This window comes from Bradyrhizobium iriomotense (genome assembly GCF_018129405.1).
GTDB classification, from domain to species: domain Bacteria; phylum Pseudomonadota; class Alphaproteobacteria; order Rhizobiales; family Xanthobacteraceae; genus Bradyrhizobium; species Bradyrhizobium iriomotense_B.
This window is the reverse complement of sequence record NZ_JAFCLP010000001.1, coordinates 735212-757720: the sequence shown is the minus strand read 5'-3', so window position 1 is coordinate 757720 and position 22509 is coordinate 735212. Positions and strand designations below refer to the sequence as shown.

The following is a 22509-nucleotide window of genomic DNA, read 5'->3' as shown; positions in this document are numbered from 1 at the left end:
AGGTTCGTTACTGCACTAAATCGCAGAAGGCGAGGGGTGACAATCCCCGGCCGCCGCTCTTGCGCCGGGCGGAACGATAGGCTCAAATGGGCCCGCCTTCGCCAAGGGACGGACACGAGCGCCGGCTCCTCGAAAGGCCAGCAAACCAAAATCAGCGAGAGAGGAGACGACATGGGTCACGCTCGTGTCTTCCGGAAATGGGCTGTCCAATGACCGGCGGTCCGGTGATCATCGTCGGTGCCGGCCATGGCGGCTACCAGGTCGCGGCATCCCTGCGCCAGGCGGGCTTTTCCGAGCGCATCTGCCTGATCAATGATGAGGCGCATCTGCCCTATCAACGGCCGCCGCTGTCCAAGGGCTACATCAAGGGCTCGGCCGGGCCGGAGAGCCTGATGTTCCGGCCGGAGAAGTTCTACCAGGACCAGACCATCGAGCTGATCGCCGGCCGCGTGGTGTCGATCGACCGCGCCGGGCACAAGGTGCTGCTCGCCTCCGGCGAGACGCTGCCTTACGGTCACCTCGTGCTGGCCACCGGCGCGCGCAACCGGCTGCTCGATCTGCCCAATGCCAACCTGCCCGACGTGAAATATCTGCGCATTCTCGACGACAGCGAAGCGCTGCGGGCGATCATGCCGTCGAAAAAGCGCGCCGTGATCATCGGCGCCGGCTTCATCGGCCTCGAATTCGCCTCCACCGCGCGGATCAAGGGCCTCGAGGTCGATGTGCTCGAGCTCGCCCCGCGCGTGATGGCGCGCGCGGTGACATCAGAGGTCTCCGAGTATTTCCAGGAGCGCCACCGCGAGGCCGGCATCCGCATTCACCTCGGTGTGCAGGCGACCTCCATCGAAGCGGAGCACGGCAAGGTCACCGGCGTGTCCTTGAGCGACGGCCGGCATCTGCCCGCCGACCTCGTCGTCGTCGGCGTCGGCGTTCTGCCGAATATCGAGCTCGCGGCCGAGGCGGGGCTGCCGGTCGCCGCGGGCATCATCGTCGACGAATATCTGTCGACGGTCGATCCTGATATCTCCGCGATCGGCGACTGCGCGCTGTTCGCCAGCCCGCGCTTCGGTAGCTCGCTGCGGCTGGAATCGGTGCAGAACGCCACCGATCACGCCCGCTGCCTCGCCGCGCGCCTGACCGGCGACAAGAAACCGTACGACAGCCATCCCTGGTTCTGGAGCGACCAGGGCGACGACAAGCTCCAGATCGCCGGCCTGACCACCGGCTACGACCGCGTCGTGCTGCGCGGCGATCCCGCCAGGAAGGCGTTTTCCGCGTTCTGCTACAAGGGCGACAGACTGCTCGGCATCGAGTCCATCAACCGCGCCGGCGATCACATGTTCGGCCGGAGATTGCAGAGCATGGATCGCTCGATCACGCCGGAGCAGGCCGCGGATGAAAGTTTTGATCTCAAGAGTGCGCTGGCTTGATCAGCCAGCGCTAAGCACGGCCGCAACCTCCGCGGCCGTCGGCATCGACGGCCCGGCGCCCATGCGCTGCACGCTGATCGACGCGGCGGCGTTGGCGAAGGTGAGGGCTGCGCGCAATGGCGTATCCTCAGCCAGCTGAGCCGCAAGTGCGCCCACAAAGCAGTCGCCGGCGCCGGTGGCGTCGATCGCCTTCACCGCGCGGCCGGGTACGGAAATCTCCTCGCGCCCCGCCAGCGCCAGCACGCCGCGCTTGCCGAGCGTGACGCAGATGGTCTGGTCCTCGCGGGCCTGAAGCTGTCGCGCGACATCGATGATGCGCGCGGCCTCGTCACTCTCGGACAGCTCCACGCCGGCGAGAAAGCCGAGCTCGGTTTCGTTCAGCACGAGGATGTCGACCAGCGCCAGCAACTCGCTCGACATCTTCTGCGCCGGCGCCGGGTTGAGCACGGTCACGGCGCCCGCCTCGCGCGCCCGCCGGAAGAAGGCGGCGATGGTCGGCAGCGGGATCTCGAACTGGCTGACCGCGACATCGCCCTTCAACAGCGGTACGACGCTGACGTCCTCCGCGCCGACCTGCGCATTGCTGCCGGGAATGACGACGATGGTGTTGTCGGCCTCGGCCACCGTGATGATGGCGGTGCCGGTATGGGTCTCCGCCGTCTCCTGGACATAGCCGAGGTCGATGCCCTGATCGCCGAGGAAGGCCTTCAGCTCGGCGCCGAACGAGTCCTTGCCCAGCCGCCCGATCAGGGTCGTCCGCGCACCGAGCCTCGAGGCCGCCACCGCCTGGTTCGCGCCCTTGCCGCCCGGAAAATACAGCACCTGACGCCCTGCGACGGTCTCGCCGACGCGCGGGTGACGATCGGCGGTCGCCACCACGTCCATGTTGATGCTGCCGGCGACGAAGACGCGCCCCATAACGTCCCCTTGCGAAGTCTAGACTCGAACCTCGAATTCGTGCCTGACCTTGGCGATGTCGACGAGCGTCGGCAGGCCGGCCTCGTTGCCGAGGCGCTGGATCTTGTAGGTCGAGGCGGCGCGCGCGAAGTCGAAATGCTCGCGCCAGCTTTTGCCGGGATGGGCGAGATAGGAATAGACATAGGCGCCGTGGAATACGTCGCCGGCGCCATTGGTGTCGATCACGCGCTCGCGCGGGATCGGCATCGCCGGCATGGTCTCGACCGCGCCGGTCTCGTTGTACCAGAGCAGGCCTTTCTCACCCATGGTGACGCCGCCGATCTTGCAGCCGCGGCTCTTCAGATAATCCAGCATCTTCTCCGGCGTCAGATCCATCTGCTCGCACAGGCGCTCGGCGACGATGGCGACGTCGATGAATTCCAGCAGCTCATGTGTGTTGGTGCGTAAGCCGCCGCCGTCGAGCGAGGTCAGGATGCCGGCCTCGCGGCACACCTTGGCATAGTGGATGGCGGCATCCGGCTGGTGCCCGTCGACATGCAGCGCGCGGCAGCCGCCGAGATTGAGCATCGGGAAGGGATGAATGTGGGTATCGTCGCGGCAGCGGACGATGGCCCGCTTGCCGTCCTTGGGCATGATGAAGGAGAGCGAGGACTGGTTCACCTTCCGCGCATGCAGCGAGATCGCGTATTTCGCGCACATGTCCTGGAACATGCGTCCCAGCCAGTCATTGGCGGCGGTGGCGATCAGATCCGGCACGATGCCGAGCTTGGCGCAGCAGAACGCCGCCGTCACCGCATTGCCGCCGAAGGAAACCGCGTAGTCCGAAGCCACGTGCTTCTCGTCGCCGGTCGGCATGTGGTCGGTGATGAAGACGACGTCGATATAGGTCTGTCCGATAAAGAGAGCCTGCATTGGTTATCCGTGATGCGCTGGGTGGTCCCGACCGGCTGCTTACCTTAGCACCGCTTCCGCGGGAGCCAAAATATTCGCAAAGTCATGGCGATAGGCGCTTGAGGTCGGCCTGGGGGCGGAATACGACCGTGGCTGGGCGAGCTGCCCGGGCAGGGCCAACGACCGCGCAGGCGTATCGGTTCCGGCCCGTTGCGGAGGAGGGAACATGATCACCGGCCTCGATCACGTCGTCGTTCTGGTCAGGGATATCGGTGCGGCGAGAGTGGCCTATCAGACGCTGCTCGCCCGCGCGCCGGCCTGGCAGAATTCGGGCGAGGGCGCCGACCGGGTGCTGTTTACTCTCGAGAATATGACGATCGAGCTGATGGCGCCGAGCGGCTTCAGCGTCACCGCCGACCGGATGCGTGCGCTGCTCGACGACCAGGAGGGCGTGCTCGCCAGCCTGTGCTTTCGTGTCGCAGACATGGCCAAGATGCACCGCCGGCTGGAGCGGGTGGCCTTGAGGCCGGATCCGGTCGCCGAGGTCGAAAGCAGCGATGCCGTGACCGATGCCGTCCTGCACTGGAAGCGCACCCGCGCTGCGACGGAGCTCACGCGCGGCGTGCGCATGTTCTTCCTCGAGCTCGCCGACGAACGCCCCAAATCGGTCGCGACCGACATCGCGCCGATCGACGGGCTCGACCATGTCGTGATCACCACCGAGGATTCCGAGCGCGCCGCCGCGCTCTACGGCGCGCGGCTGGGGCTCGACCTCGCGCTCGACCGCTCGCACCAGGATTGGGGCCAGTTGATGTTCTTCCGCTGCGGCGATCTCATCGTCGAGGTGGTGCGCCGCCCCGTGGCGGGCGGCGATGCCGCGCATGACCGTCTCTGGGGCCTGAGCTGGCGCGTCGCCGACATCGATGCCACCCGCGCCCGCCTGATCGCCGCCGGCCTCGACGTCACCGAGGTCCGCAACGGCCGCAAGCCGGGCACGCGGATCATGACGGTGCGGAACGGCACCTGCGGGATCCAGACGGTGCTGCTGGAGCGCTCGCCGAAGCCGGTAGAGTGAAATGGTCATTCCGGGGCGCCCGAAGGGCGAACCCGGAATCTCGAGATTCCGGGTCTGGTCCTTCGGACCATCCCGGAATGACGGAGCTAACCAGCATCGTTGCGTTCTCAAACGCCCGCCCGCGTGTTACACGCGTACTTTGAAAGCACCCAGCGAGCACCCGGTTTGGCAAAGGCAAAGCGACCCCTGAAATGGCAGCGCGACCCCGAGGGGATGCGGCTGCGCATTCTCGAAGCCGCCAAGCAGGAGTTTTCCGCCCACGGGCTTGCCGGTGCGCGCGTCGATCGCATCGCGGCCAAGGCCGGCGCCAACAAGCGCATGCTGTACTACCACGTCGGCAACAAGGACGAGCTTTATCTGGCGGTGCTCGAAGGTGCCTATGACAAGATCCGCAGCGAGGAGCGGGGGCTCGATCTCGAGCATCTCGATCCGCCCGAGGCGATCCGCCGCCTGATCGAGTTCACCTGGAATTACTTCCTGTGCAATCCCGAATTCCTGTCGCTGCTGCAGACCGAGAACCTCGCGCGCGCAAAGCACCTGAAGAAATCGACCAAGGTCAAGTCGATGCACTCGCCCTTCGTCGAGATGATCCGCACCGTGGTGCGGCGCGGGGTCGACAGCGGCGATTTTCAGGTCGCGGTCGATCCGGTCCAGCTCTACATCTCCATTGCGGCGCTCAGCTTCTTCTATCTCTCCAACTCGGCGACCCTCAGCGTGATCTTCGGCCGCGACCTGCTGGACAAGAAGGCCAAGGACGAGCGCCTCGCGCACATGTCCGGCCTCGTGCTCGCCGCACTGACAGGGCGGTCGGTGGAGCTGTTCGAGATCGCGAAGGCGCCGAAGTCGCGCAGCGCGGTGGTGCAGACGGTGTAGTCCTGCGGCTTCGCCGCTTCGCTTGACGCGATATCTCTCCCCATCGTCGTCCTGGCGAAAGCCAGGACCCATACCGCGTGATCTATCGATCGTTTGCGGTGCTAATCCCGAACAGCCAGTCTTCGCCAAACACTGCCGTGGGGTAATGGGTCCTGGCTTTCGCCAGGACGACACTGAATTTGTTGGGAACCCCGGCGCAAAACGTCACAGGGAATCCTCTGGACAGTATTTATCCAACGGGTTAATTTCTCGCCACAACGAAGAAGACTGCCGGGAGTGAAAATTGGCCGAGCCGAAGCCACAGAATGCGATCTCCAAATTGCTGAATGCGGCCTGGGTTCGGCCGTTCTTGTTCCTCGTCTTCATCGTCGTCGCCTGGGATCTCGCGATCCGGGTGTTCAGGATTCCCGCTTATCAGATCCCGTCGCCGGCCGACGTCGTCGCTGTGCTCCGCACCGAATGGCCGGAGCTGCTGCGCCAGTCCTGGCCGACCACCTATGCGACCGTCTGCGGCTTCCTGCTGTCGGCGCTGTTCGGCATTCCCGTCGCGATGCTGATCGCGGGATCGAAGACGGTGGAGAGCTACGTCTATCCGCTGCTGGTGTTTTCCCAGTCCGTGCCGAAGATCGCGATCGCGCCGCTGTTCGTGGTGTGGTTCGGCTTCGGCATCATTCCCAAAGTCATTTCCGCCTTCCTGCTCGGCTTCTTCCCGGTGGTGGTCTCCGCCGTGCAGGGCTTCAAGTCGGTCGACCCCGACATGGTCGATCTCGCCCGCGCCATGCAGGGCAGCCGCCTGCAGGTGTTCCGCGCGGTGAACCTGCCGCATGCGCTGCCGGCGATCTTCTCCGGCCTCAAGGTCTCGGTAACGCTGGCCGTGGTCGGCGCCGTCGTCGGCGAGTTCGTCGGCTCCAATTCCGGCATCGGCTACGTGATGCAGCGCTCGATCGGCACCTTCGATCTGCCGACGATGTTCGCGGCCCTCGTGATCCTGGCGCTGCTCGGTGTGATCCTGTTCTGGATCGTCGACCGGATCGAGAAGCTGGTCATTCCCTGGCATGTCAGCCAGCGCGAGGACGTGATTTTCGCCTCTTAAACTCAAGCAACGGCCATTAACGGCCGAGACATAACGACAAAGGGAGAGTGATGATGAAGCGGTGGATTGGGGCTGCATCTTTGGCGCTGATGGCGTTCGCGGTGTCGCCGGCGCAGGCAGCCGACAAGGTCGTGCTGATGCTGAACTGGTATGTCTATGGCGAGCACGCGCCGTTCTATTACGGCAAGGCCAAGGGCATCTATGCCGCCGAAGGCATCGAGCTCGAAATCCAGGAGGGCCGCGGCTCGGCTGCGTCCACGCAGGCCGTCGCCGCCAAGACCGCCGATTTCGGCTATGTCGACGTGCCCACCATGATGCGCGCTGCGATCAAGGGCGCGCCCGTGCTTGCGACCGGCGTGCTGCTCCAGACCTCACCGATGTCCGCCATGGGCTTCGTTGACAAGAACATCAAGAAGCCCGAGGACATCAAGGGCAAGACGGTGGCGATCACGCCGGCGGACTCCATGACCCAGATCTGGCCGCTGTTCCTGAAGAAGACCGGCCTGAAGGAGAGCGATTTCCAGACGGTGGCCGGCGACGGCCAGACCAAGCTCAACGCCGTCATCAACGGCCAGGCTGATCTCTTGCTCGGCTACGTCATGGACCAGTCGATGAAGATCAAGGACGCCACCGGCAAGGACGTCTATCCGATCAAGTTCGCCGACTACGGCATCAACATGGTCTCCTCGGGCATCATCGCCAACGCCGACTATGTGAAGGCCAATGCCGATCTCGTCCGCCGCTTCATGTCGGCGACGACCAAGGCGGTCGAGGCCGCCGAGAAGGAGCCGAAGGCCGCCGCGCAATCGATCCTCGATGCCAACCCGAAGGGCGGCAAGATCGACACGCTGACGCAGGGCTTCGAGCTGACCATTCCACTGTACCGGACCGCGGAGACCAAGACCAAGCGGCCGTTCCAGGTCACCGACCAGAACATGACCGAGACCGTCAACCTGCTGGTCGAATATGGCGGCCTCGATGCCAAGGCCAAGGACAACCCGAAGGCCTTCTACACCAACGACTATCTGCCGAAGAGTGGGTCGTGAAACCAGCGACAGTGACGAACGAAACCGTGCAGCCGGCCGCGCATCTGAGACTGGTGAGCGACCGGGCCGGCGATGCGTCGGGAATCAAGCTATCCGGCGTATCGAAGACCTACCGGACGCGCGACGGCGACGTGCCGTCGCTGCGGCCGCTCGACTTCCACATCAACGACGGCGAATTCTTCGTCGTGGTCGGCCCTTCCGGCTGCGGCAAGTCCACGCTGCTTAAGCTGATCTCGGGCCTGCTGCCGCCGACCACGGGCGAGATCCTGGTCGAGGGCGAGAAGGTGACGACGCCGCACGGCAATGTCGGCATCGTGTTCCAGAACGCGTTGCTGCTGCCCTGGCGCAACATCCTCAACAACGTGATGCTGCCGATCGACATGAAGCGGCTGCCGCGGCAGGAATATCTCGATCGCGCCAAGTCGCTGTTGAAGCTGGTCGGCCTCGAAGGCTTTGAGAAGAAGCTGCCCTGGCAGCTCTCCGGCGGCATGCAGCAGCGCGCCTCGATCTGCCGCGCGCTGGTGCATGATCCCAAGATCATGCTGATGGACGAGCCGTTCGGTGCGCTCGATGCGCTGACGCGTGAGCGCATGAATGTCGAATTGATGCGGATCCAGCGCGAGACGAAGAAGACGGTGCTGCTGATCACGCATTCGATTCCGGAGGCCGTGTTCCTAGCCGACCGCGTGCTGGTCATGACCGAACGTCCCGGTGCGGTCGCCGCGATCTACGACGTGCCGCTGCCGCGCCCGCGCTCGCTCGACGTGATGGCCGATCCCGTCTTCACCGAGCTCGTGCAACGCATCCGCAAGCATTTCTTCTCGCAAGGTTCGCTGGACTGACGATCATGGCGCCGCGCCTGAAGCTGCGAGACATCGCCTTCTTCGAACGCCCGACGCAGTTCGCGCGGCCGTTCCGCTTTGGCGCGATCACGATCAACGCGACGCCGCAGCTGTTCGTGCGGGTCGAGATCGAGGTGGAGGGCAAAGGCACCGCGGTCGGTGCCAGCGCCGAGCTGCTGGTGCCAAAATGGTTCGACAAGCGGCCGGAGCTGTCGCCGGCGCAGACGGTCGATGGCTTGCGTCGCTCGCTGGAGATCGCGCGCGGGCTTTATCTGGCACGGACTGGATTCCTGACCGCGTTCGATCTGCACGCCTCGTGCATCGGCGCGCAGATCGCGACATGTGCGAAAAAGAACATTCCCGCGCTCGCCGCAGCTTATGGCCTCGCCGAGATCGACAAGGCGATCCTCGATGCGCTGCTGCGCGGCGTGGAGACGAACTTCTTTGACGGCATGGCGGGCAACATTGCCGGCATCGATGCACGGCTCTCGCCGGATCTGAAGGACGCGGATCTCACGACGTTTCTCACGGGCCGCAAGCCGCTGCCGCGCGTTGCGATCAGGCATACCGTCGGTCTCGACGACACCGTCGAAGGCGAGAGCGGTGTTGCGGATGCCCACGAAAACGCCGGCGCCAATTACTTCAAGCTGAAGCTGTCGGGCGATCCCGCGGCCGATGCAGCCCGGTTGACGCGCATCGGCAAGGAGCTCGACGCGCTCGGGCGCCATTACAAGGTGACCCTCGACGCCAACGAGCAGTATGCTGACCTCGCCGCACTGCAAGCGCTGATGGACCGGCTCGACCGTGATTCCGCATTGCGGCCGATCGCCTCGCGCCTGCTCTACGTCGAACAGCCGATGCCGCGCGACATCACGCGGCAATCGCCGCTGGGTTCGCTGGCCACGCACGGCTTCATCATCGACGAGGCCGACGAATCCTACGATGCTTTCCCCGCAGCGCGGGCGCTCGGCTATCGCGGCATCTCCTCAAAATCGTGCAAAGGGCTCTACAAGTCCATCGTCAATGCAACGCGCGCGGCGAAGTGGAGCGCGGGCGGCGAAACCTTCTTCGTGACCGGCGAGGACCTGACCTGCCAGGCCGGCCTTGCCGTGCAGCAGGATCTTGCGCTTGGCGCCTTCATCGGCGTCACCCATGCCGAACGCAACGGCCACCACTATGTCGACGGTTTTGGCGAAACGCCTCTCGCAGAAGCTGCGGCCTTCGCCGCCGCGCATCCCGATCTCTATGCCGATGCCGGGCAGGGCATCCGCCTCAAGATAGAAAACGGCGATCTCCTGACGGGATCGCTTCATGCAACGGGCTTTGCGACGTCGGTCCATCCGGACTGGTCGGCGCTTCGCCCGCTCGAACAGCCAAGATCACTCTGGGAGTAATTAGCATGACCACCCAACGCCTCGGCCTCATCATGAACGGCGTCACCGGCCGCATGGGGCTCAACCAGCATCTGATCCGCTCGATCGTCGCAATCCGCGAGCAAGGCGGCGTCCGCCTCAAGAACGGCGACCGCGTCATGCCGGATCCGATCCTCGTCGGCCGCAGCGCCGAGAAGGTCGAGGCGCTCGCGAAGCGCTACAACATCACGCGCTGGACCACCGATCTTGACGCCGCACTCGCCGACAAGAACGACACCATGTTCTTCGACGCCGCGACCACGCAGGCCCGCCCGGGCCTTCTGACCCAGGCCATCAATGCCGGCAAGCATGTCTATTGCGAGAAGCCGATCGCGACGAATTTCGAGGAAGCCGTCGAAGTCGTGAAGCTCGCCAACGCCAAGGGCGTCAAGCACGGCACGGTGCAGGACAAGCTGTTCCTGCCCGGCCTGAAGAAGATCGCCTTCCTGCGCGACTCCGGCTTCTTCGGCCGCATCCTCTCGGTGCGCGGCGAGTTCGGCTATTGGGTATTCGAGGGCGGCTGGCAGGAGGCGCAGCGGCCGTCCTGGAACTACCGCGACGAGGACGGCGGCGGCATTATCCTCGACATGGTCTGCCACTGGCGCTACGTGCTCGACAATCTCTTCGGCAATGTCCAAAGCGTCGTCTGCATCGGCAACACCGACATCCCCGAACGGTTCGACGAGCAGGGCAAGAAGTACAAGGCGACCGCGGATGATTCCGCCTACGCGACGTTCCAGCTCGAGGGCGGCATCATCGCCCACATCAACATGTCCTGGGTCACGCGCGTCTACCGCGACGATCTCGTCACCTTCCAGGTCGACGGCACGCTCGGCTCGGCGGTTGCAGGCCTCACCGACTGCATGATCCAGGCGCGGCAGGCGACCCCGAGGCCGGTCTGGAATCCCGACGAGAAGCGGCTGCACGATTTCTACGGCGACTGGCAGAAGCTGCCCGACAATGTCAGCTACGACAACGGCTTCAAGGAGCAGTGGGAGATGTTCATCCGCCACGTCTACGAGGATGCGCCCTACAAGTTCACGCTGCTCGAAGGCGCCAAGGGCGTGCAGCTCGCCGAATGCGCGCTGAAGAGCTGGAAGGAGCGTCGCTGGATCGACGTCGCCCCGATCAAGGTCTGAGGAGGGAGATATGAACAAGCCCGTCCAGCCGGTCTCGTCATTGTCACTGAAGCTGCCGAAGGCCGATCGCTCGATCGAGACCTACCGGCTCGCGGCTTCGCGCACCTTTCCCGCAAAGCTCGAGGGGCCGCTGAACCGCATCGCCTTTTCCGCCGTCCACACCGTCGCCGATCCCTTTGCCGACAACGATCCCTGGCTTTCGGTCGCCGTCGACTGGGACAAGACCATCGCCTTCCGCGAGCATGTCTGGGACCTCGGCCTCGGCGTCGCGGAGGCGATGGACACCGCGCAGCGCGGCATGGGGCTGGACTGGCCGACCTCGCTCGAGCTGATCACGCGCTCGGTTGCTGCTGCCAAGCGCCGCAATGCGCTGGTGTTCTCCGGCGCGGGCACGGATCATCTCGCGGTTGAGGATGCCAGGAGCCTCGACGACGTCATCCGCGCCTATGAGGAGCAGATCTCGGCGGTCGAGAAGGTCGGCGGCCGCATCATCCTGATGGCCTCGCGTGCGCTGGCAAAGCTCGGCCGCAACGCCGATGACTACGCAAAAGTCTATGACCGTGTGCTGTCGCAGGTTCGGGAGCCCGTCATCATCCACTGGCTCGGCGACATGTTCGACCCGGCGTTGACGGGCTATTGGGGCACCAAGGATCTCGACAAGGCGATGGACACCGCTGTCGCCATCATCAACGGCAACGCCGCCAAGGTCGACGGCGTCAAGGTTTCGCTGCTCGACAAGCAGCGCGAGATCGACATGCGCCGGCGTCTCGACAAGCGCATCAAGATGTATACCGGCGACGATTTCAATTACGCGGAGCTGATCGCCGGCGATAGCCAAGGCTTTTCGCACGCGCTGCTCGGCATTTTCGACGCGATCGCGCCGGCGGCGTCCTATGCGCTGTCGCGGCTGGCGGCCGGTGACGAAGCCGGCTTCCACGACGTGCTGGGGCCGACGGTGCCGCTGTCGCGCCACATCTTCAAGGCGCCGACGCGCTTCTACAAGACCGGCGTCGTGTTCATGGCGTATCTCAACGGGCATCAGGATCATTTCACCATGATCGGGGGACAGGAGAGCACGCGCTCGACGTTGCATCTGGCCGAGCTGTTCCGTCTGGCCGACAAGGCCGGCCTGCTGGCCAACCCCGAACTCGCGACGCAGCGGATGAAGACCGTGCTCGCCACCCACGGTATCGAATCCTGATGCGCGATTTCTCGTCCGACCATCGCTGGCTGTCGCTGAACACGGCGACCGTCCGCAAGCAGGGTGATCTCGTCGAGATCATCGATGTCTGTGCCAGGCACGGTATTCGCGCCATCGATCCCTGGCGCGACCAGGTCGCCGCCGTCGGTCTCGACCGCGCCGCGCGCGCGGTGCGCGATGCCGGCCTCGATCTCTCAGGTTATTGCCGCGGCGGCATGTTCACCTCGGACGCAGCGCGCCGGGGCGAGGTGCGGGACGACAACCGGCGCTGTGTCGATGAGGCCAAGGCACTGGGCGCGCCCTGCATCGTGCTGGTCGTCGGCGGCCTGCCGCAATATTCGCGGCCTGGCAGCGAGGCATCGAAGGACATCGTCGCGGCGCGCGGGCAGGTCGAGGAAGCTCTAGCCGAGATGCTCGACTACGCCAGACAGGCCAACCTGCCGCTGGCGATCGAGCCCTTGCATCCGGCCTATGCGGCCGACCGTGCCTGCGTGAACACGACGAAGCAGGCGCTCGACATCTGCGACCGGCTCGACCCCGATCGTACCGGCATGCTCGGCGTCGCACTCGATGTCTATCACATCTGGTGGGACCCGGAGCTGATGGGCCAGATCGCGCGCGCCGGCAAGGATCGTCTGCTTGCGTTCCACGTCTGCGACTGGCTGGTGCCGACCAAGGATATCCTCAACGACCGCGGCATGATGGGCGACGGCGTCATCGACATCAAATCGGTGCGTCAAGCGGTCGAAGCGCAGGGCTTTGCCGGCTATTCGGAGATCGAGATCTTCTCCAACGACTGGTGGGGCAAGCCGATCGACGAGGTGCTTCGCACCTGCATCGCGCGGCACAAGGCGGTGGTGTAGCGCATGATCCGCGATTGACGGGGATAGCCACGGCGTTCCCTCGATCCCCCGATGCGAGAGAACGCTCCGACAAGTCTTTGGGCGCCACCGAACCGTGCAGCGGGTGTGATCGTCTACGAGTGCAGCGGTCTGATGTTCTGGTTCATGTGGAAGAAGTTCGTCGGATCGTACTTGGCCTTCAAGGCGGCGAGGCGGTCGTAGTTGTCGCCGTAAGTGGCCCTAAGTCTGCTGTCGTCTCCATCCTCCATCATGAAATTCACATAGCCGCCGTCGGCCGAGTAAGGATGCACGGCCTCCCAATAGTCCTTGGTCCAGCGCGTGATTTCGCCTGCTTTTTGCGGATTGGGATCGATGCCGGCGATGACCATCGACCAGGTCGCGTCGCGCGTGTTCCAGGCGGTGTCGCTCTTGCCGACGCGATGGACGGCGCCATCGATCGGATAGAGATGCATGAGCGACAGCGCGCTCGGTGCGTTCCGGGCCTGCTCGATATGGGCGTCAATTGCTTCGTCGGTCAGTTCTTTCACGAAATCGCCGCGCCAGTACCACTGCAGACCTTTCGGGAAGAACGGATCGAACATGGACTGGAGAGCCGGATAGGGCATCTCGCCCATCCAATTGAAGAGCGGCGGGGGCAGATCACCGAGCAACCTCGCTAAGACCGTCTTGCCGTCTTCTGTCGGACCATTGTAGCAGGCAATGATGGCGCAGGCGCGCTTACCCTGATGATCCGCCGGAAACGGGTCCATCGGCGGAACGGTCTTCAGGCCGACAAAGGCCCCGAGCTCCTCGGGAGCGCTGGAGAGGAAATCCCTGTACTTCTGCATCACGGTCCTGGCATTTTCGAGACCCCAGAAGATCGGACCGGCATACACCATGTTCACAGGATGAGCCTGGAACAGGAAGCTCGTGACGATGCCGAAATTGCCGCCGCCCCCGCGCAAGCCCCAATAAAGGTCCGAGTTCTCCGACTTGTTGGCGGTGACGATGCGTCCATCGGCGAGCACGACATCTGCCTCGAGGAGATTGTCGATGGTGAGGCCATGCTTGCGGGTGAGGTACCCTGTGCCGCCGCCGAGCGTAAGGCCGGCGATCCCGGTGGTCGATACAATGCCGGCCGGCACGGCAAGCCCGTAGATATGCGTGGCGTGATCGACATCGCCTTGCGAGCAGCCGGGACCGACGCGGACGGTACGAGTGCCGGGATCGACCCGCACGCCTTTCATCATCGACATGTCGATCATCAGTCCGTCTTCGACACTGCTGAGGCCCGGCCCATTGTGGCCGCCTCCGCGGATCGCGACCTGGACATCATTGTCCCTTGCAAATTTGACCGCAGCGACGACGTCAGCGACGTCGGTGCATCGCGCAATCATCATGGGACTCTTGTCGATCATTCCGTTGTAGAGGCTCCGCACGGCGTCATAGTCGGCATCCATTCGCCTGATAACCGGGCCGCGCATATTGCCGATGAAGGTTTCGGTGGCCATGCTCTGCATGATGTCCTCCTGTTCCACCCATGATCGGTCATTGGGTCGGAGGTTGCTCGCAGGGCTCCTCGAGCGTTCTCCGCCCGTTGTGAAAAGGTAGATCAAGCGCAGCGCGATAGCCATCGCAAATCGACGCGCGTATGCGTCTATTCGGAGATCGAGATCTTCTCCAGCGACTGGTGGGCAAGCCAATGAACGAGGTGCTGCGCGCCTGCATCGCGCGGCACAGGGCGGTGGTGTAGGCTCCGCGAGCGCGGCCCTGACGGGCATGCGGCCCGTTTCAGCGTGCCTTCAGCTCGCTGCTCGGCGTGGCATGGAACAGGTCCAGGGCACCCCGTCAGGATTGCGCTCGTTCACGTCTGCGTCGGCGGGATTGTCATGCGATGGACCTCCATCTTTTGACCGATGCCCTTCAGGTTCTCGTAGTTGCGCGACACCGAGCGTGAATTGACGATATCACCGACGCCCGGCGCCTCCATCGCGGTTGCACTGACGCAAACTTCGTTGACGTCGGCGAGACCTTGCACGCGTGCGGCGATATTCACGTCCTGTCCAAAATAGTCGATCCGGTCGTTGAGCGTCACCGCAATCGCCCGACCCTTATGGACACCGACCTTTAGGCCCAGCGGCCGTGAAGCGGTCCGGTTGAATCGCGACAGTTCTTCGATCATCTCGATGGAGGCGCAGACGGCGTCCTGGGGACGCTCGAACCCGGCCATGACTGCGTCGCCGATCGTCTTGATGATGGTGCCGGATCGTTCCCGGATGATCCTGTTCAGGATCTCGAAATGCTGACGAACCAAGAAATACGCGTTCACGTCACCAACGCTTTCATACAGCGGGGTCGACTGCTTCAGATCGGTGAACAGGAAAGTCATGTCCGAGACATTGATGCACTCGCCCTCGTCCACCAGCTGCGCCTTGTAGAGTTCGCGGAAGCTCGGGGTGAGCAGCAACCGCTTGCCGGACAGAAACGGTTCATATTCGACCAGATGAGGCTGGAAGCCGGGGGGATACTGGACGAACCAGAAGCGACCGCGATCGCCAGTGCGGTTCTCGATCCGGATGGTGTGCTTGCCTGGGCTGAGATCGGCCGTCTGCCGGAACGAAAAGCGTCCGTCGCCGAGGATCATGTCTCTCGGTGCCGTGGGGCGGTCTGGCAGCAGAAAGCGGCCCGACTCGAGCTGGACCAGCGTCTCTTGCCGTTCTGCCGGCTCTCCGCCCGTGAAGAAGACCAGAAGGAGTTTGTGGCTCAGGTCCAGCACCTCGAAACGGCCGGCGGTGACATCGAAATCGAAGCTGCGGTGCTCATGGGCCTCGATATCGGCGAATCCCCGTGAGAGCGCAGCAACGAGCTGCTGGTGCGTCATCCCGTGCGGAGCGATGAAACCTCTGGCAAAGCTGTAGCGCAGGTAAAAATCCTCGACAGACAGCATGTCGGGATGACGAAAAACGATGTCGCGCACGCCGCTCGAAACCGTAAAGGTGACCTGAATGTAGTCGTCCAACGCCACATCGTTGATCGCGTTGCAGAACGCGCACTGAAAGCGGGGATGGACCTGGTCGAGCTCGCGAAAGCTGCCGGCGACCTGCGGGCAATAGGCGCAGATGAGCAGCCAGTCCATCTCGAACAGGCCTGCCTTGGCGGTGTGCACGAACAGCTCTATCGCGTCCGCCTCGGACAGGCCGACGAGGCGGCCGTACTCGATAGGGTTAAGGCGAAAGAGATCATAGTCATCGGCCGTACGGATGAAGCGTTCGAGATCCGAGAGGACATTCGGTGCCCAGCTTCTTGCCGCTCCGAGTGCGGCGAGACGCTGGCTCAGGAGACTCTCGTTGACTGGAGACGGGACATTCATCTCACGCTCCCTGCCTGATGGGCTGACGACGCTATTGGTGCGCACACCTGGAAATTCAGCGATCGATAAGTGCTGCGGCCTCCTGTTCCGCGGCAGGTGCAGCTTCATTGGTCCGCACAAATACAAAACGGGATACCACGGAGATCTGTGCGTCGGGGCTGCCATCCTGGCCGATGAGAATTAGTCCCGCTCCGCCATTGGCCACATTCAAGATGACGGGGGCACCATTCCACGTTCTGATTGGCTCCATTCCGATGATGAGAAATTCACCAATCGGCTGGTCAAAATATTGAAGCCTCAGCTGTGGCCCGACTTCTGCCGCCGCAAGTCCGAAACCGAGCTGTTTGGCGCGCGCATAAATGTCCGCCAGCGACGCAGTATCGGTCTGAAAACCGAGTTCGGCTGCCGACACCGCAAAAAGCTCTACGTTTGTTTTCGCGCCGCGAAGGGTAAAGGTCGGCCGTGCGAGAATTTCGCCAGCCGAGTTTCCGATACCGCAACCTACCGCATCCAATGCGTTACTGAGGGCAAAGAAATTTGCAAACGTCCCGATTGTGATCGTCTTCCACACCGGGACTTCGACGGCGGATTTGATCGGGATTTGCAGCCTGTCGGCTGACGGAGCTTTCTTGAGCCTGAGCTGGTTCTGCAGGACATCTCGAGCCCTGCATTGAGCGCTGGCTTCGCTCGCAAATAGGAGAGTGCAAGCGGTACAGAGCAGCGCAACAATGTGAATTCCACAGCGGCGCCATCCTGGCGAATGACACTGTATGGGATGGCAACTGACTTTCTTGCCAGATGTTCGGTCCATAACGGACCTCTCTTGCGCTGATGCAGCGCCAAAAAATCAAACTGTCACTTCACAATGGTCGGGCCGGTACAATGATCGGGCCGGTTCACGGCAGAAAAGCCGTGGTTCTCGCAAGCCTATAGGGTTTTGTCCCGGAAATCCCGAAAAAGTTCAGCGACGACGCCGGATGACGAACGCAATATAGGTCAGCGTGGGTGCACGTCTTGCGAAGCGGCCGGCTCGTGTGGGTCAGCGAGCTGGGAGTACCACCAATGATGAGGTGGACAGCCATCAGCTTTCAGGCAGAATATCATCACCCCGATGCCGCAGCCTCGCCACAGTCTGTGCCAGATCGGATGTGGTAATCAGTGGCATCAACGATCAGCAGGCGCGGCGGATGTACCCAGGCCTGTTGATCTTGAATGGCCCCGACGTGCAACCGTCGGGGCCATTGTTGTGATCGGCGTGACAGACTTGTTCGGTGAAAAGTCAGACGATTGCGCTGTCATCGATTCACCGTCAAACACCGGACTATCACTCGTCAATTCGATCTGCGAAGCTGTGACAACACAAATGCGCTTGCAAACAAGCAAGCGCGAAGGGAGGTTCGCAGTGGATAAAGTGCGACGCTTGCGTGCGATGAGCTCACTGTGCCGCCAACAGGCCGCGTACAACAGCATGAACAAGTGGAAGCTGCTCGCAGAAGCAGAATACTGGGATCATCTGGCCGAACTTGCGTTGTCTTCTCACTTCCAACAGTGCAACGCGATCACAAGCACGAATGATGTTGAGCCGAAGACGATTTCCGCTTGAGGTCAGAAACGAAGCTGTAGCTTGCGTGACGTGCCGCCGCACCCTCACAGAGAGTGCGCGGCAGGGACATGCATGGTCTCGTCGAGCTTTGAAGCAGGACGACTAAGGCCTGGACCCATTCGCGCCGAGCCATGGTCTGATCGTGCAGGCACGGGCGAGGCGTAGGCCATCGTAGGTCCGCTCCGTACCGTAAGGCGGGTCGTTCAGTATCAGCGGAACGTGCACGGGCTTTGCCTTTTCCAACTAAGGGAGGAGACACGCCGAGTTATTCGCCGAGAACGCGTCGCCGGTCCTCGAACTCCGCCTTGTCGATCTCGCCGCGCGCAAAGCGCTCCTTGAGAATATCAAGCGGCGTCCGAGCGGGCGGAGACTGGTGCGGTGGGTATGTCCCCGGCCACGGGCCGCCCAGCCAGCGCGCTAGGACAACCGCGAGGGCAACGAGGACCGCGAGAAACAGGATCATGAACAGCGGGCCGAAGATCATGGCGTATCCTCCTCCGCCCCAATCCATCATGTGCGGACCCCAACCGTAGTAGCGTTCGGTATTCGACGGCGCCTGCGCCCATGCTGCTTCCGGAATGAGGGAAAGAGCTGCGATCACTTGGACCAAGACTTTCTGCATCGGCTTGCTCCATCGTTGAAGAAATCCAACTCTACTCCGCCGGCCGGCTCTCTTTTTGCGGGAGGTCAATCGAATCCGGGGCGCGTTCTCGCATCGACACCGCTACGACGGCGCCGGAAATGAACGTCAGGACGGCGATCGAGATTATGGCCGCCGAAAGTCCGAATCGATCCGCGATGATGCCGGCCGATAGCGCCCCGATCGCGTAGCCGAGATCGCGCCAGAAGCGGTAGACGCTGAGCGAGCGCGCGCGCCAGCTTGGATGCGAGGCATCGGATACGGCGGCGATCAAGCTCGGATACACCATGGCGGTGCCAAGTCCGAGCAGGAGGCTGCCGACGAGCCACCACTCGAAATGACTGGTCGCCCCAGTCAGGAGCAAACCCGCGGCCTGTACCCACATGCCGGCTACGATCAGGCCCTTGCGGCCCCAGCGGTCGGACAGAGGACCCGTGGCGACCTGGAGGATGCCCCACGTCGCCGGATAGACGGCCTTCAATATGCCGATCCGATCGACGGCCAGACCGAAGGAGGCGAAAAACAGCGGGAAAATGCCCCAGCTCATGCCGTCGTTGAGGTTGTTCACCAGCCCCGCTTGCGACGCAGCGAACAGATTCCGATCCCCGAACGACGTGAGGACGAAGATCTCCCGGAAGTTGATCGGAGATGCCTGACGCGCATGCGCCGCAGTCTCCAGCCGGACGTGTTCGCGCGTGTCGCGCACCAGCAGGATCGAGAGCGCGGCGCCGAAGATCGCATAGGCCACACCGAGGTAGATCGGCGCCGGCCGCAGCCCGTACTCCGACGCAAGATATCCGGTGAGATAGGCCGTCACGCCGACCGCGAGATAGCCGGCGAACTCGTTCAGGCCTACCGCCAAGCCGCGCGATTTCGGTCCGACGAGATCGATCTTCATGATCACGGTCATCGACCAGGCAAGGCCCTGGTTGATCCCGAGAAGGGCATTGGCGGCAACCACCCATTCCCAGCTTGGCGCCCAGATGATCATGAAAGGCACCGGAAGGCCGACGAGCCATCCGAGGATCAGAACGGACTTGCGTCCCCAGGCGTCGGCGAGCTGGCCTGAGATCAGGTTGGCGCACGCCTTCACGACGCCGAAGCTGACGATGAAGGAGACGACAAGAGTTGTGGAGCCGATCTTGAACTCCTCGGCACCGATTAGCGGCACGACGGTTCGTTCGATTCCGACCATCCCGCCCACGAAGGCGTTGATGAGGACGAGGAGAGCGAACTGTGGCCAGTTTTCCGTCAGCCCTAACTTGACGGAAGGCGGGCCTCCCGGGGCAGCTACCGCGTCGCTCATGGCATCAGGCCGCGGCGGCCGTGACGCCTGAATTGGCGGCCCTGATCTTCGCGGCTTCCGGCGGCGCCGGCGGAATCTCGGCGACCATGAACCGAACAAACTCGGCTTCGTCCTCGATCGCGAACGCTTGATTGTGCCGCTTCTCGAAGCCGATGGTCGACCATGGTTTCCCGCTCAGCCGGCGACCGCAGACCGATCCTGCATAGGCGCCGGGTAGTACCTCGACATAGTCCGGCAGGCCTTTCAGCTCGCGCACGCTGCGAAACAGTTGTTTTGCGCCATCTTCGGCGCTGGCGGCGAGTTCGGTACGGCCGAGATCCCCGGCCATCAGGGTGTGGCCGGTCAGGACGAACCAGGGTTCGTCGGCGCGCGTCCGATCCGTCACAAGAATGCAAATGTGCTCGGGCGTGTGGCCCGGAGTGTGGAGAACGGTCGCCGTGACGTTGCCGAGCGGAAGGACTTCGCCGTCGCTCACACCTTTGAACGGAAACGACACGCTCGCGGCCGACGAGAGCACGTAGGGTGCCCCTGCCGCCTCGGCGAGAGCCCGGCCCGCCGAGAGGTGGTCGGCATGGACATGCGTATCGATGACGAAGTGAATCCGCATGCCGGCATTGTCGGCGGCTTGCAGATAGGGCTGGATATCTCCGACGGGATCTACGACCGCGGCGGCCGCCTTGCCGCCGCAGCCGAAGAGGTAGGAGAGGCCAACGGGATCGCTATGCAAGAACTGACGGAGGATCATGGACTTGCACTCCTCTCCAAGAGCGGCTAGATAACATTCAATCGATCTGCTGAATGATATATTCAGGAGCTGCCGTGTCAAGTACCGGACCGAAACACGCGATCTATGAAAACCTCGCCGAGGTGGCGCAGGCGTTGGGCCACGCACATCGGCTCGAGCTGTTGGAGCACCTCGCCCAGGGCGTGCGCAGCGTCGAGGAGCTATCGGCCCGTGCTCATCTGACGTTCGCCAATACGTCCCGCCATCTGCAGATCCTCAGGCGCGCGCGACTCGTCGAGACGGAGCGTCGGGGTAAACACGTTCTCTATCGCTTGGCCGGCGATGCCGAAGTGGTCGCGCTGACCAAGGCGCTGGGTCGCGTCGGCGAGCGGAACATCGCAGAGATCGGCCGCGTCGTGACCGACTACTTCCACGCCCGCGACGCGCTCGAACCGGTCTCGCGAGATGATCTGGTCGCGAGATTGCACGATGATCTGGTTACGGTGCTTGATGTCCGGCCCGAAGACGAGTTCGCTCTTGGCCATCTGCCGGGCGCGCTCAACATTCCGCTTGCCGAACTGGAACGACGCCTTAGCGAACTTCCTAAAAGCCGCGAGGTGATCGCCTACTGCCGTGGCCCTTACTGCGTTCTTTCTTTCGAAGCGGTCGCAGCGCTCCGGACGCGAGGCTATCGCGTCCGCCGGCTCGAGGACGGCTACCCCGAATGGAAAGCCGCCGGACTGCCGGTCGAATCCGTCGCTTGAGACAAGCGGATCTGGTGCATCATGGATGATAAGCCTCATCGTGCAGGAGCCGCGTGGCCGATTGTTGACTTCGAGAAGGGCGAGGCCGACGGCGCGAAGGCGACGCTCGCGGTCGTCGCCGCTGCGGCTCGCGGCTGGTCGGCGACTTCAGCAAGCTGAATCAGGAAGGCACCTCGGCCGAAACTTCACTTGCCTCACGGGCGTTGGAATGTCTCGCATTCTGCGTTTAGGACCACGGCGGCTCTTCGCCCGCCGCGACTGCCTCGTGGTTGATCGTGACACCCGCCGAACGCAATCCAGTCAGCAATACAGTTCTTACAAAGGCAGGATCAAATCCAATGTCCTTGGCGTTTGGTGGATGGGCCTCGCTGTCCTTCAATCGGAGCGCCAAATGCAATTGCTCGCAAAGGTGCCGAACGACGAGATTGACTTGATCGTCAGTCATCATTGTCTTCTCCTGCTATCCCAACCCTACGCTCATGGTTGCGGGGCCGGCCCGTCTGGCACAACGGAAATGACCAAGCGGCGATTGGAGCGACGCTTTGACCTTTCGGACATTGAATCCGATCAGCACAATGCGGATGAGCTTGACTAGTGCCGTTCGGCTTCGGCTTCTTGTTCCAACTGCGAGATGCGTACCCGTAGCGCGTCGAACGTCTCTTCGGCTGCCTCGCTAAACAGCGGATCCTCAGGATTGGACATAGCCGAAGCGATCTCCGTCCAATCTTGAGGCTCGAGAGCCTTCACGGCAGCGGGAAAGAAATCGCGATCTTCCATCGCGATGTGGCGTCGCTCGTGCTCGATGAAATCGTGAACGATGGCATGCACGTCTTGCCGAAGGAGTTCGCGGCCCGCAAGAACATTGGCAATCTCATGAGCGACGCGGCGCAAAAGTTCGGCCCCTCTCTGGTGTTCGCGAGCGAGATCACCGATCTTCGCAGCCGCACCGGGATCGCGAATTTTTAACTTGGCGAAGACCAGGTCTTCCTGAGGGTGGTGGTAAACCTCGGGGTAAAGTTCGAAATAGCTAATGACCGCGCCAATAACCTCATAGTCGGGGCGGTCGCCCAGGTCGAAAACCTGAAGCTCCCGCTCAAGGATGGCGAGCAGTTTCTCGATATTGCGGTGCTCTTGGCTTAAGCGCTCAATGATCATTGCTGCGATCCACAAAGTGACCGATTGAGAAGCTTTGAAAGCTTAGCCCGAAGTCGCCTCAGCTTCTTGCGCTAAATCAAGTCCCGGGCGCATGGCGCGCCATCCTCCTGTTCTAATCGCGTATTTTGCTACTGGCGCGTCACGAACGGGAGGTCTGGTTTTGAATGTCCGCTCTTGGGCCGCTT

General features: G+C 62.9%; 22 protein-coding genes. 12 read left to right on the top strand and 10 right to left on the bottom strand.

What is annotated here, in order from left to right; translation table 11 throughout:
* Positions 1-209 precede the first annotated feature (209 nt).
* Positions 210-1430, top strand: a complete 1221-nt coding sequence (locus JQ592_RS03210; protein ID WP_211401458.1) for an NAD(P)/FAD-dependent oxidoreductase — start codon at positions 210-212, stop codon at positions 1428-1430.
* Here the strand turns inward: JQ592_RS03210 and rbsK are convergent, their stop codons facing one another.
* Positions 1431-2348, bottom strand: a complete 918-nt coding sequence (rbsK, locus tag JQ592_RS03205; protein WP_211401457.1) for a ribokinase — start codon at positions 2346-2348, stop codon at positions 1431-1433.
* Positions 2349-2366: 18 nt separating this feature from the next.
* Complete coding sequence (locus JQ592_RS03200) at positions 2367-3260, bottom strand: sugar kinase (protein WP_211401456.1); 894 nt, start codon at positions 3258-3260, stop codon at positions 2367-2369.
* A 205-nt stretch (positions 3261-3465) separates the two neighbouring features.
* Here JQ592_RS03200 and JQ592_RS03195 point away from each other — a divergent pair, with 205 nt between their 5' ends.
* From JQ592_RS03195 to JQ592_RS03155, 9 genes are all read left to right on the top strand, one after another.
* A complete protein-coding gene (locus JQ592_RS03195; protein WP_211401455.1) occupies positions 3466-4314 on the top strand; it encodes a VOC family protein in 849 nt (282 codons plus the stop codon).
* A 165-nt stretch (positions 4315-4479) separates the two neighbouring features.
* Complete coding sequence (locus tag JQ592_RS03190; protein ID WP_211401454.1) at positions 4480-5187, top strand: TetR/AcrR family transcriptional regulator; 708 nt, start codon at positions 4480-4482, stop codon at positions 5185-5187.
* A 283-nt stretch (positions 5188-5470) separates the two neighbouring features.
* Positions 5471-6280, top strand: a complete 810-nt coding sequence (locus tag JQ592_RS03185; RefSeq protein WP_211401453.1) for an ABC transporter permease — start codon at positions 5471-5473, stop codon at positions 6278-6280.
* A 53-nt stretch (positions 6281-6333) separates the two neighbouring features.
* The gene (locus JQ592_RS03180; protein ID WP_211401452.1) at positions 6334-7326 is read left to right on the top strand and encodes an ABC transporter substrate-binding protein; all 993 of its coding nucleotides are present in this window, start codon (positions 6334-6336) and stop codon (positions 7324-7326) included.
* A complete protein-coding gene (locus JQ592_RS03175; protein ID WP_211401451.1) occupies positions 7323-8168 on the top strand; it encodes an ABC transporter ATP-binding protein in 846 nt (281 codons plus the stop codon). The genes JQ592_RS03180 and JQ592_RS03175 overlap by 4 nt, the downstream gene beginning before the upstream one ends.
* 5 nt (positions 8169-8173) lie before the next feature.
* On the top strand, positions 8174-9562 hold the full coding sequence (locus tag JQ592_RS03170; protein ID WP_211401450.1) for a hypothetical protein: 1389 nt from the start codon (positions 8174-8176) through the stop codon (positions 9560-9562).
* Between the two features lie 5 nt (positions 9563-9567).
* Entirely contained in the window at positions 9568-10719 is a 1152-nt protein-coding gene (locus JQ592_RS03165; RefSeq protein ID WP_211401449.1) for a Gfo/Idh/MocA family protein, read from the top strand.
* 10 nt (positions 10720-10729) lie between these two features.
* Entirely contained in the window at positions 10730-11920 is a 1191-nt protein-coding gene (locus tag JQ592_RS03160; protein ID WP_211401448.1) for a dihydrodipicolinate synthase family protein, read from the top strand.
* On the top strand, positions 11920-12783 hold the full coding sequence (locus JQ592_RS03155; RefSeq protein ID WP_211401447.1) for a sugar phosphate isomerase/epimerase family protein: 864 nt from the start codon (positions 11920-11922) through the stop codon (positions 12781-12783). Before JQ592_RS03160 ends, JQ592_RS03155 begins: the two co-directional genes overlap by 1 nt.
* Positions 12784-12896: 113 nt before the next feature.
* Here the strand turns inward: JQ592_RS03155 and JQ592_RS03150 are convergent, their stop codons facing one another.
* The 3 genes from JQ592_RS03150 to JQ592_RS03140 form a co-directional block, all read right to left on the bottom strand.
* The gene (locus tag JQ592_RS03150) at positions 12897-14282 is read right to left on the bottom strand and encodes an FAD-binding oxidoreductase (protein WP_211401446.1); all 1386 of its coding nucleotides are present in this window, start codon (positions 14280-14282) and stop codon (positions 12897-12899) included.
* A 344-nt stretch (positions 14283-14626) separates the two neighbouring features.
* A complete protein-coding gene (locus JQ592_RS03145; protein WP_211401445.1) occupies positions 14627-16132 on the bottom strand; it encodes an adenylate/guanylate cyclase domain-containing protein in 1506 nt (501 codons plus the stop codon).
* Positions 16133-16187: 55 nt separating this feature from the next.
* Positions 16188-16943: a hypothetical protein gene (locus JQ592_RS03140; RefSeq protein WP_211401444.1), complete on the bottom strand. Its 756-nt coding sequence runs from the start codon at positions 16941-16943 to the stop codon at positions 16188-16190.
* A 300-nt stretch (positions 16944-17243) separates the two neighbouring features.
* Between JQ592_RS03140 and JQ592_RS38720 the strand changes: the two genes are divergently transcribed.
* Positions 17244-17735, top strand: a complete 492-nt coding sequence (locus JQ592_RS38720; RefSeq protein ID WP_349630435.1) for a hypothetical protein — start codon at positions 17244-17246, stop codon at positions 17733-17735.
* 265 nt (positions 17736-18000) lie between these two features.
* Here the strand turns inward: JQ592_RS38720 and JQ592_RS03130 are convergent, their stop codons facing one another.
* From JQ592_RS03130 to JQ592_RS03120, 3 genes are read right to left on the bottom strand one after another with little or no spacing between them, the layout of a single operon-like run.
* Entirely contained in the window at positions 18001-18336 is a 336-nt protein-coding gene (locus tag JQ592_RS03130) for an SHOCT domain-containing protein (RefSeq protein ID WP_349630441.1), read from the bottom strand.
* Between the two features lie 52 nt (positions 18337-18388).
* Positions 18389-19681, bottom strand: a complete 1293-nt coding sequence (locus JQ592_RS03125) for an MFS transporter (RefSeq protein WP_211401443.1) — start codon at positions 19679-19681, stop codon at positions 18389-18391.
* A 4-nt stretch (positions 19682-19685) separates the two neighbouring features.
* A complete protein-coding gene (locus tag JQ592_RS03120; RefSeq protein ID WP_211401442.1) occupies positions 19686-20426 on the bottom strand; it encodes an MBL fold metallo-hydrolase in 741 nt (246 codons plus the stop codon).
* 74 nt (positions 20427-20500) lie between these two features.
* On the opposite strand from JQ592_RS03120, the gene JQ592_RS03115 reads away from it, so the two are divergent.
* The gene (locus tag JQ592_RS03115; RefSeq protein WP_211401441.1) at positions 20501-21169 is read left to right on the top strand and encodes an ArsR/SmtB family transcription factor; all 669 of its coding nucleotides are present in this window, start codon (positions 20501-20503) and stop codon (positions 21167-21169) included.
* A gap of 226 nt (positions 21170-21395) precedes the next feature.
* Here the strand turns inward: JQ592_RS03115 and JQ592_RS03110 are convergent, their stop codons facing one another.
* Together JQ592_RS03110 and JQ592_RS03105 are read right to left on the bottom strand one after the other, a co-directional pair.
* Positions 21396-21617 carry a hypothetical protein gene (locus tag JQ592_RS03110; protein WP_211401440.1) on the bottom strand — a complete coding sequence of 74 codons (222 nt, stop codon included), beginning with the start codon at positions 21615-21617 and terminating at the stop codon, positions 21396-21398.
* A gap of 143 nt (positions 21618-21760) precedes the next feature.
* Entirely contained in the window at positions 21761-22324 is a 564-nt protein-coding gene (locus JQ592_RS03105; protein WP_211401439.1) for a hemerythrin domain-containing protein, read from the bottom strand.
* Positions 22325-22509 lie beyond the last annotated feature (185 nt).

Coding starts and splice junctions, on each gene's coding strand:
- JQ592_RS03110 (WP_211401440.1), bottom strand. CDS start 21,617: ATGATGACTGACGATCAAGTCAATCTCGTCGTTCGGCACCTTTGCGAG.
- JQ592_RS38720 (WP_349630435.1), top strand. CDS start 17,244: ATGCCGCAGCCTCGCCACAGTCTGTGCCAGATCGGATGTGGTAATCAG.
- JQ592_RS03145 (WP_211401445.1), bottom strand. CDS start 16,132: ATGAATGTCCCGTCTCCAGTCAACGAGAGTCTCCTGAGCCAGCGTCTC.
- JQ592_RS03200 (WP_211401456.1), bottom strand. CDS start 3,260: ATGCAGGCTCTCTTTATCGGACAGACCTATATCGACGTCGTCTTCATC.
- JQ592_RS03180 (WP_211401452.1), top strand. CDS start 6,334: ATGAAGCGGTGGATTGGGGCTGCATCTTTGGCGCTGATGGCGTTCGCG.
- JQ592_RS03170 (WP_211401450.1), top strand. CDS start 8,174: ATGGCGCCGCGCCTGAAGCTGCGAGACATCGCCTTCTTCGAACGCCCG.
- JQ592_RS03150 (WP_211401446.1), bottom strand. CDS start 14,282: ATGCAGAGCATGGCCACCGAAACCTTCATCGGCAATATGCGCGGCCCG.
- JQ592_RS03160 (WP_211401448.1), top strand. CDS start 10,730: ATGAACAAGCCCGTCCAGCCGGTCTCGTCATTGTCACTGAAGCTGCCG.
- JQ592_RS03195 (WP_211401455.1), top strand. CDS start 3,466: ATGATCACCGGCCTCGATCACGTCGTCGTTCTGGTCAGGGATATCGGT.
- JQ592_RS03125 (WP_211401443.1), bottom strand. CDS start 19,681: ATGAGCGACGCGGTAGCTGCCCCGGGAGGCCCGCCTTCCGTCAAGTTA.
- JQ592_RS03165 (WP_211401449.1), top strand. CDS start 9,568: ATGACCACCCAACGCCTCGGCCTCATCATGAACGGCGTCACCGGCCGC.
- JQ592_RS03120 (WP_211401442.1), bottom strand. CDS start 20,426: ATGATCCTCCGTCAGTTCTTGCATAGCGATCCCGTTGGCCTCTCCTAC.
- JQ592_RS03210 (WP_211401458.1), top strand. CDS start 210: ATGACCGGCGGTCCGGTGATCATCGTCGGTGCCGGCCATGGCGGCTAC.
- JQ592_RS03105 (WP_211401439.1), bottom strand. CDS start 22,324: ATGATCATTGAGCGCTTAAGCCAAGAGCACCGCAATATCGAGAAACTG.
- JQ592_RS03140 (WP_211401444.1), bottom strand. CDS start 16,943: ATGGACCGAACATCTGGCAAGAAAGTCAGTTGCCATCCCATACAGTGT.
- rbsK (WP_211401457.1), bottom strand. CDS start 2,348: ATGGGGCGCGTCTTCGTCGCCGGCAGCATCAACATGGACGTGGTGGCG.
- JQ592_RS03155 (WP_211401447.1), top strand. CDS start 11,920: ATGCGCGATTTCTCGTCCGACCATCGCTGGCTGTCGCTGAACACGGCG.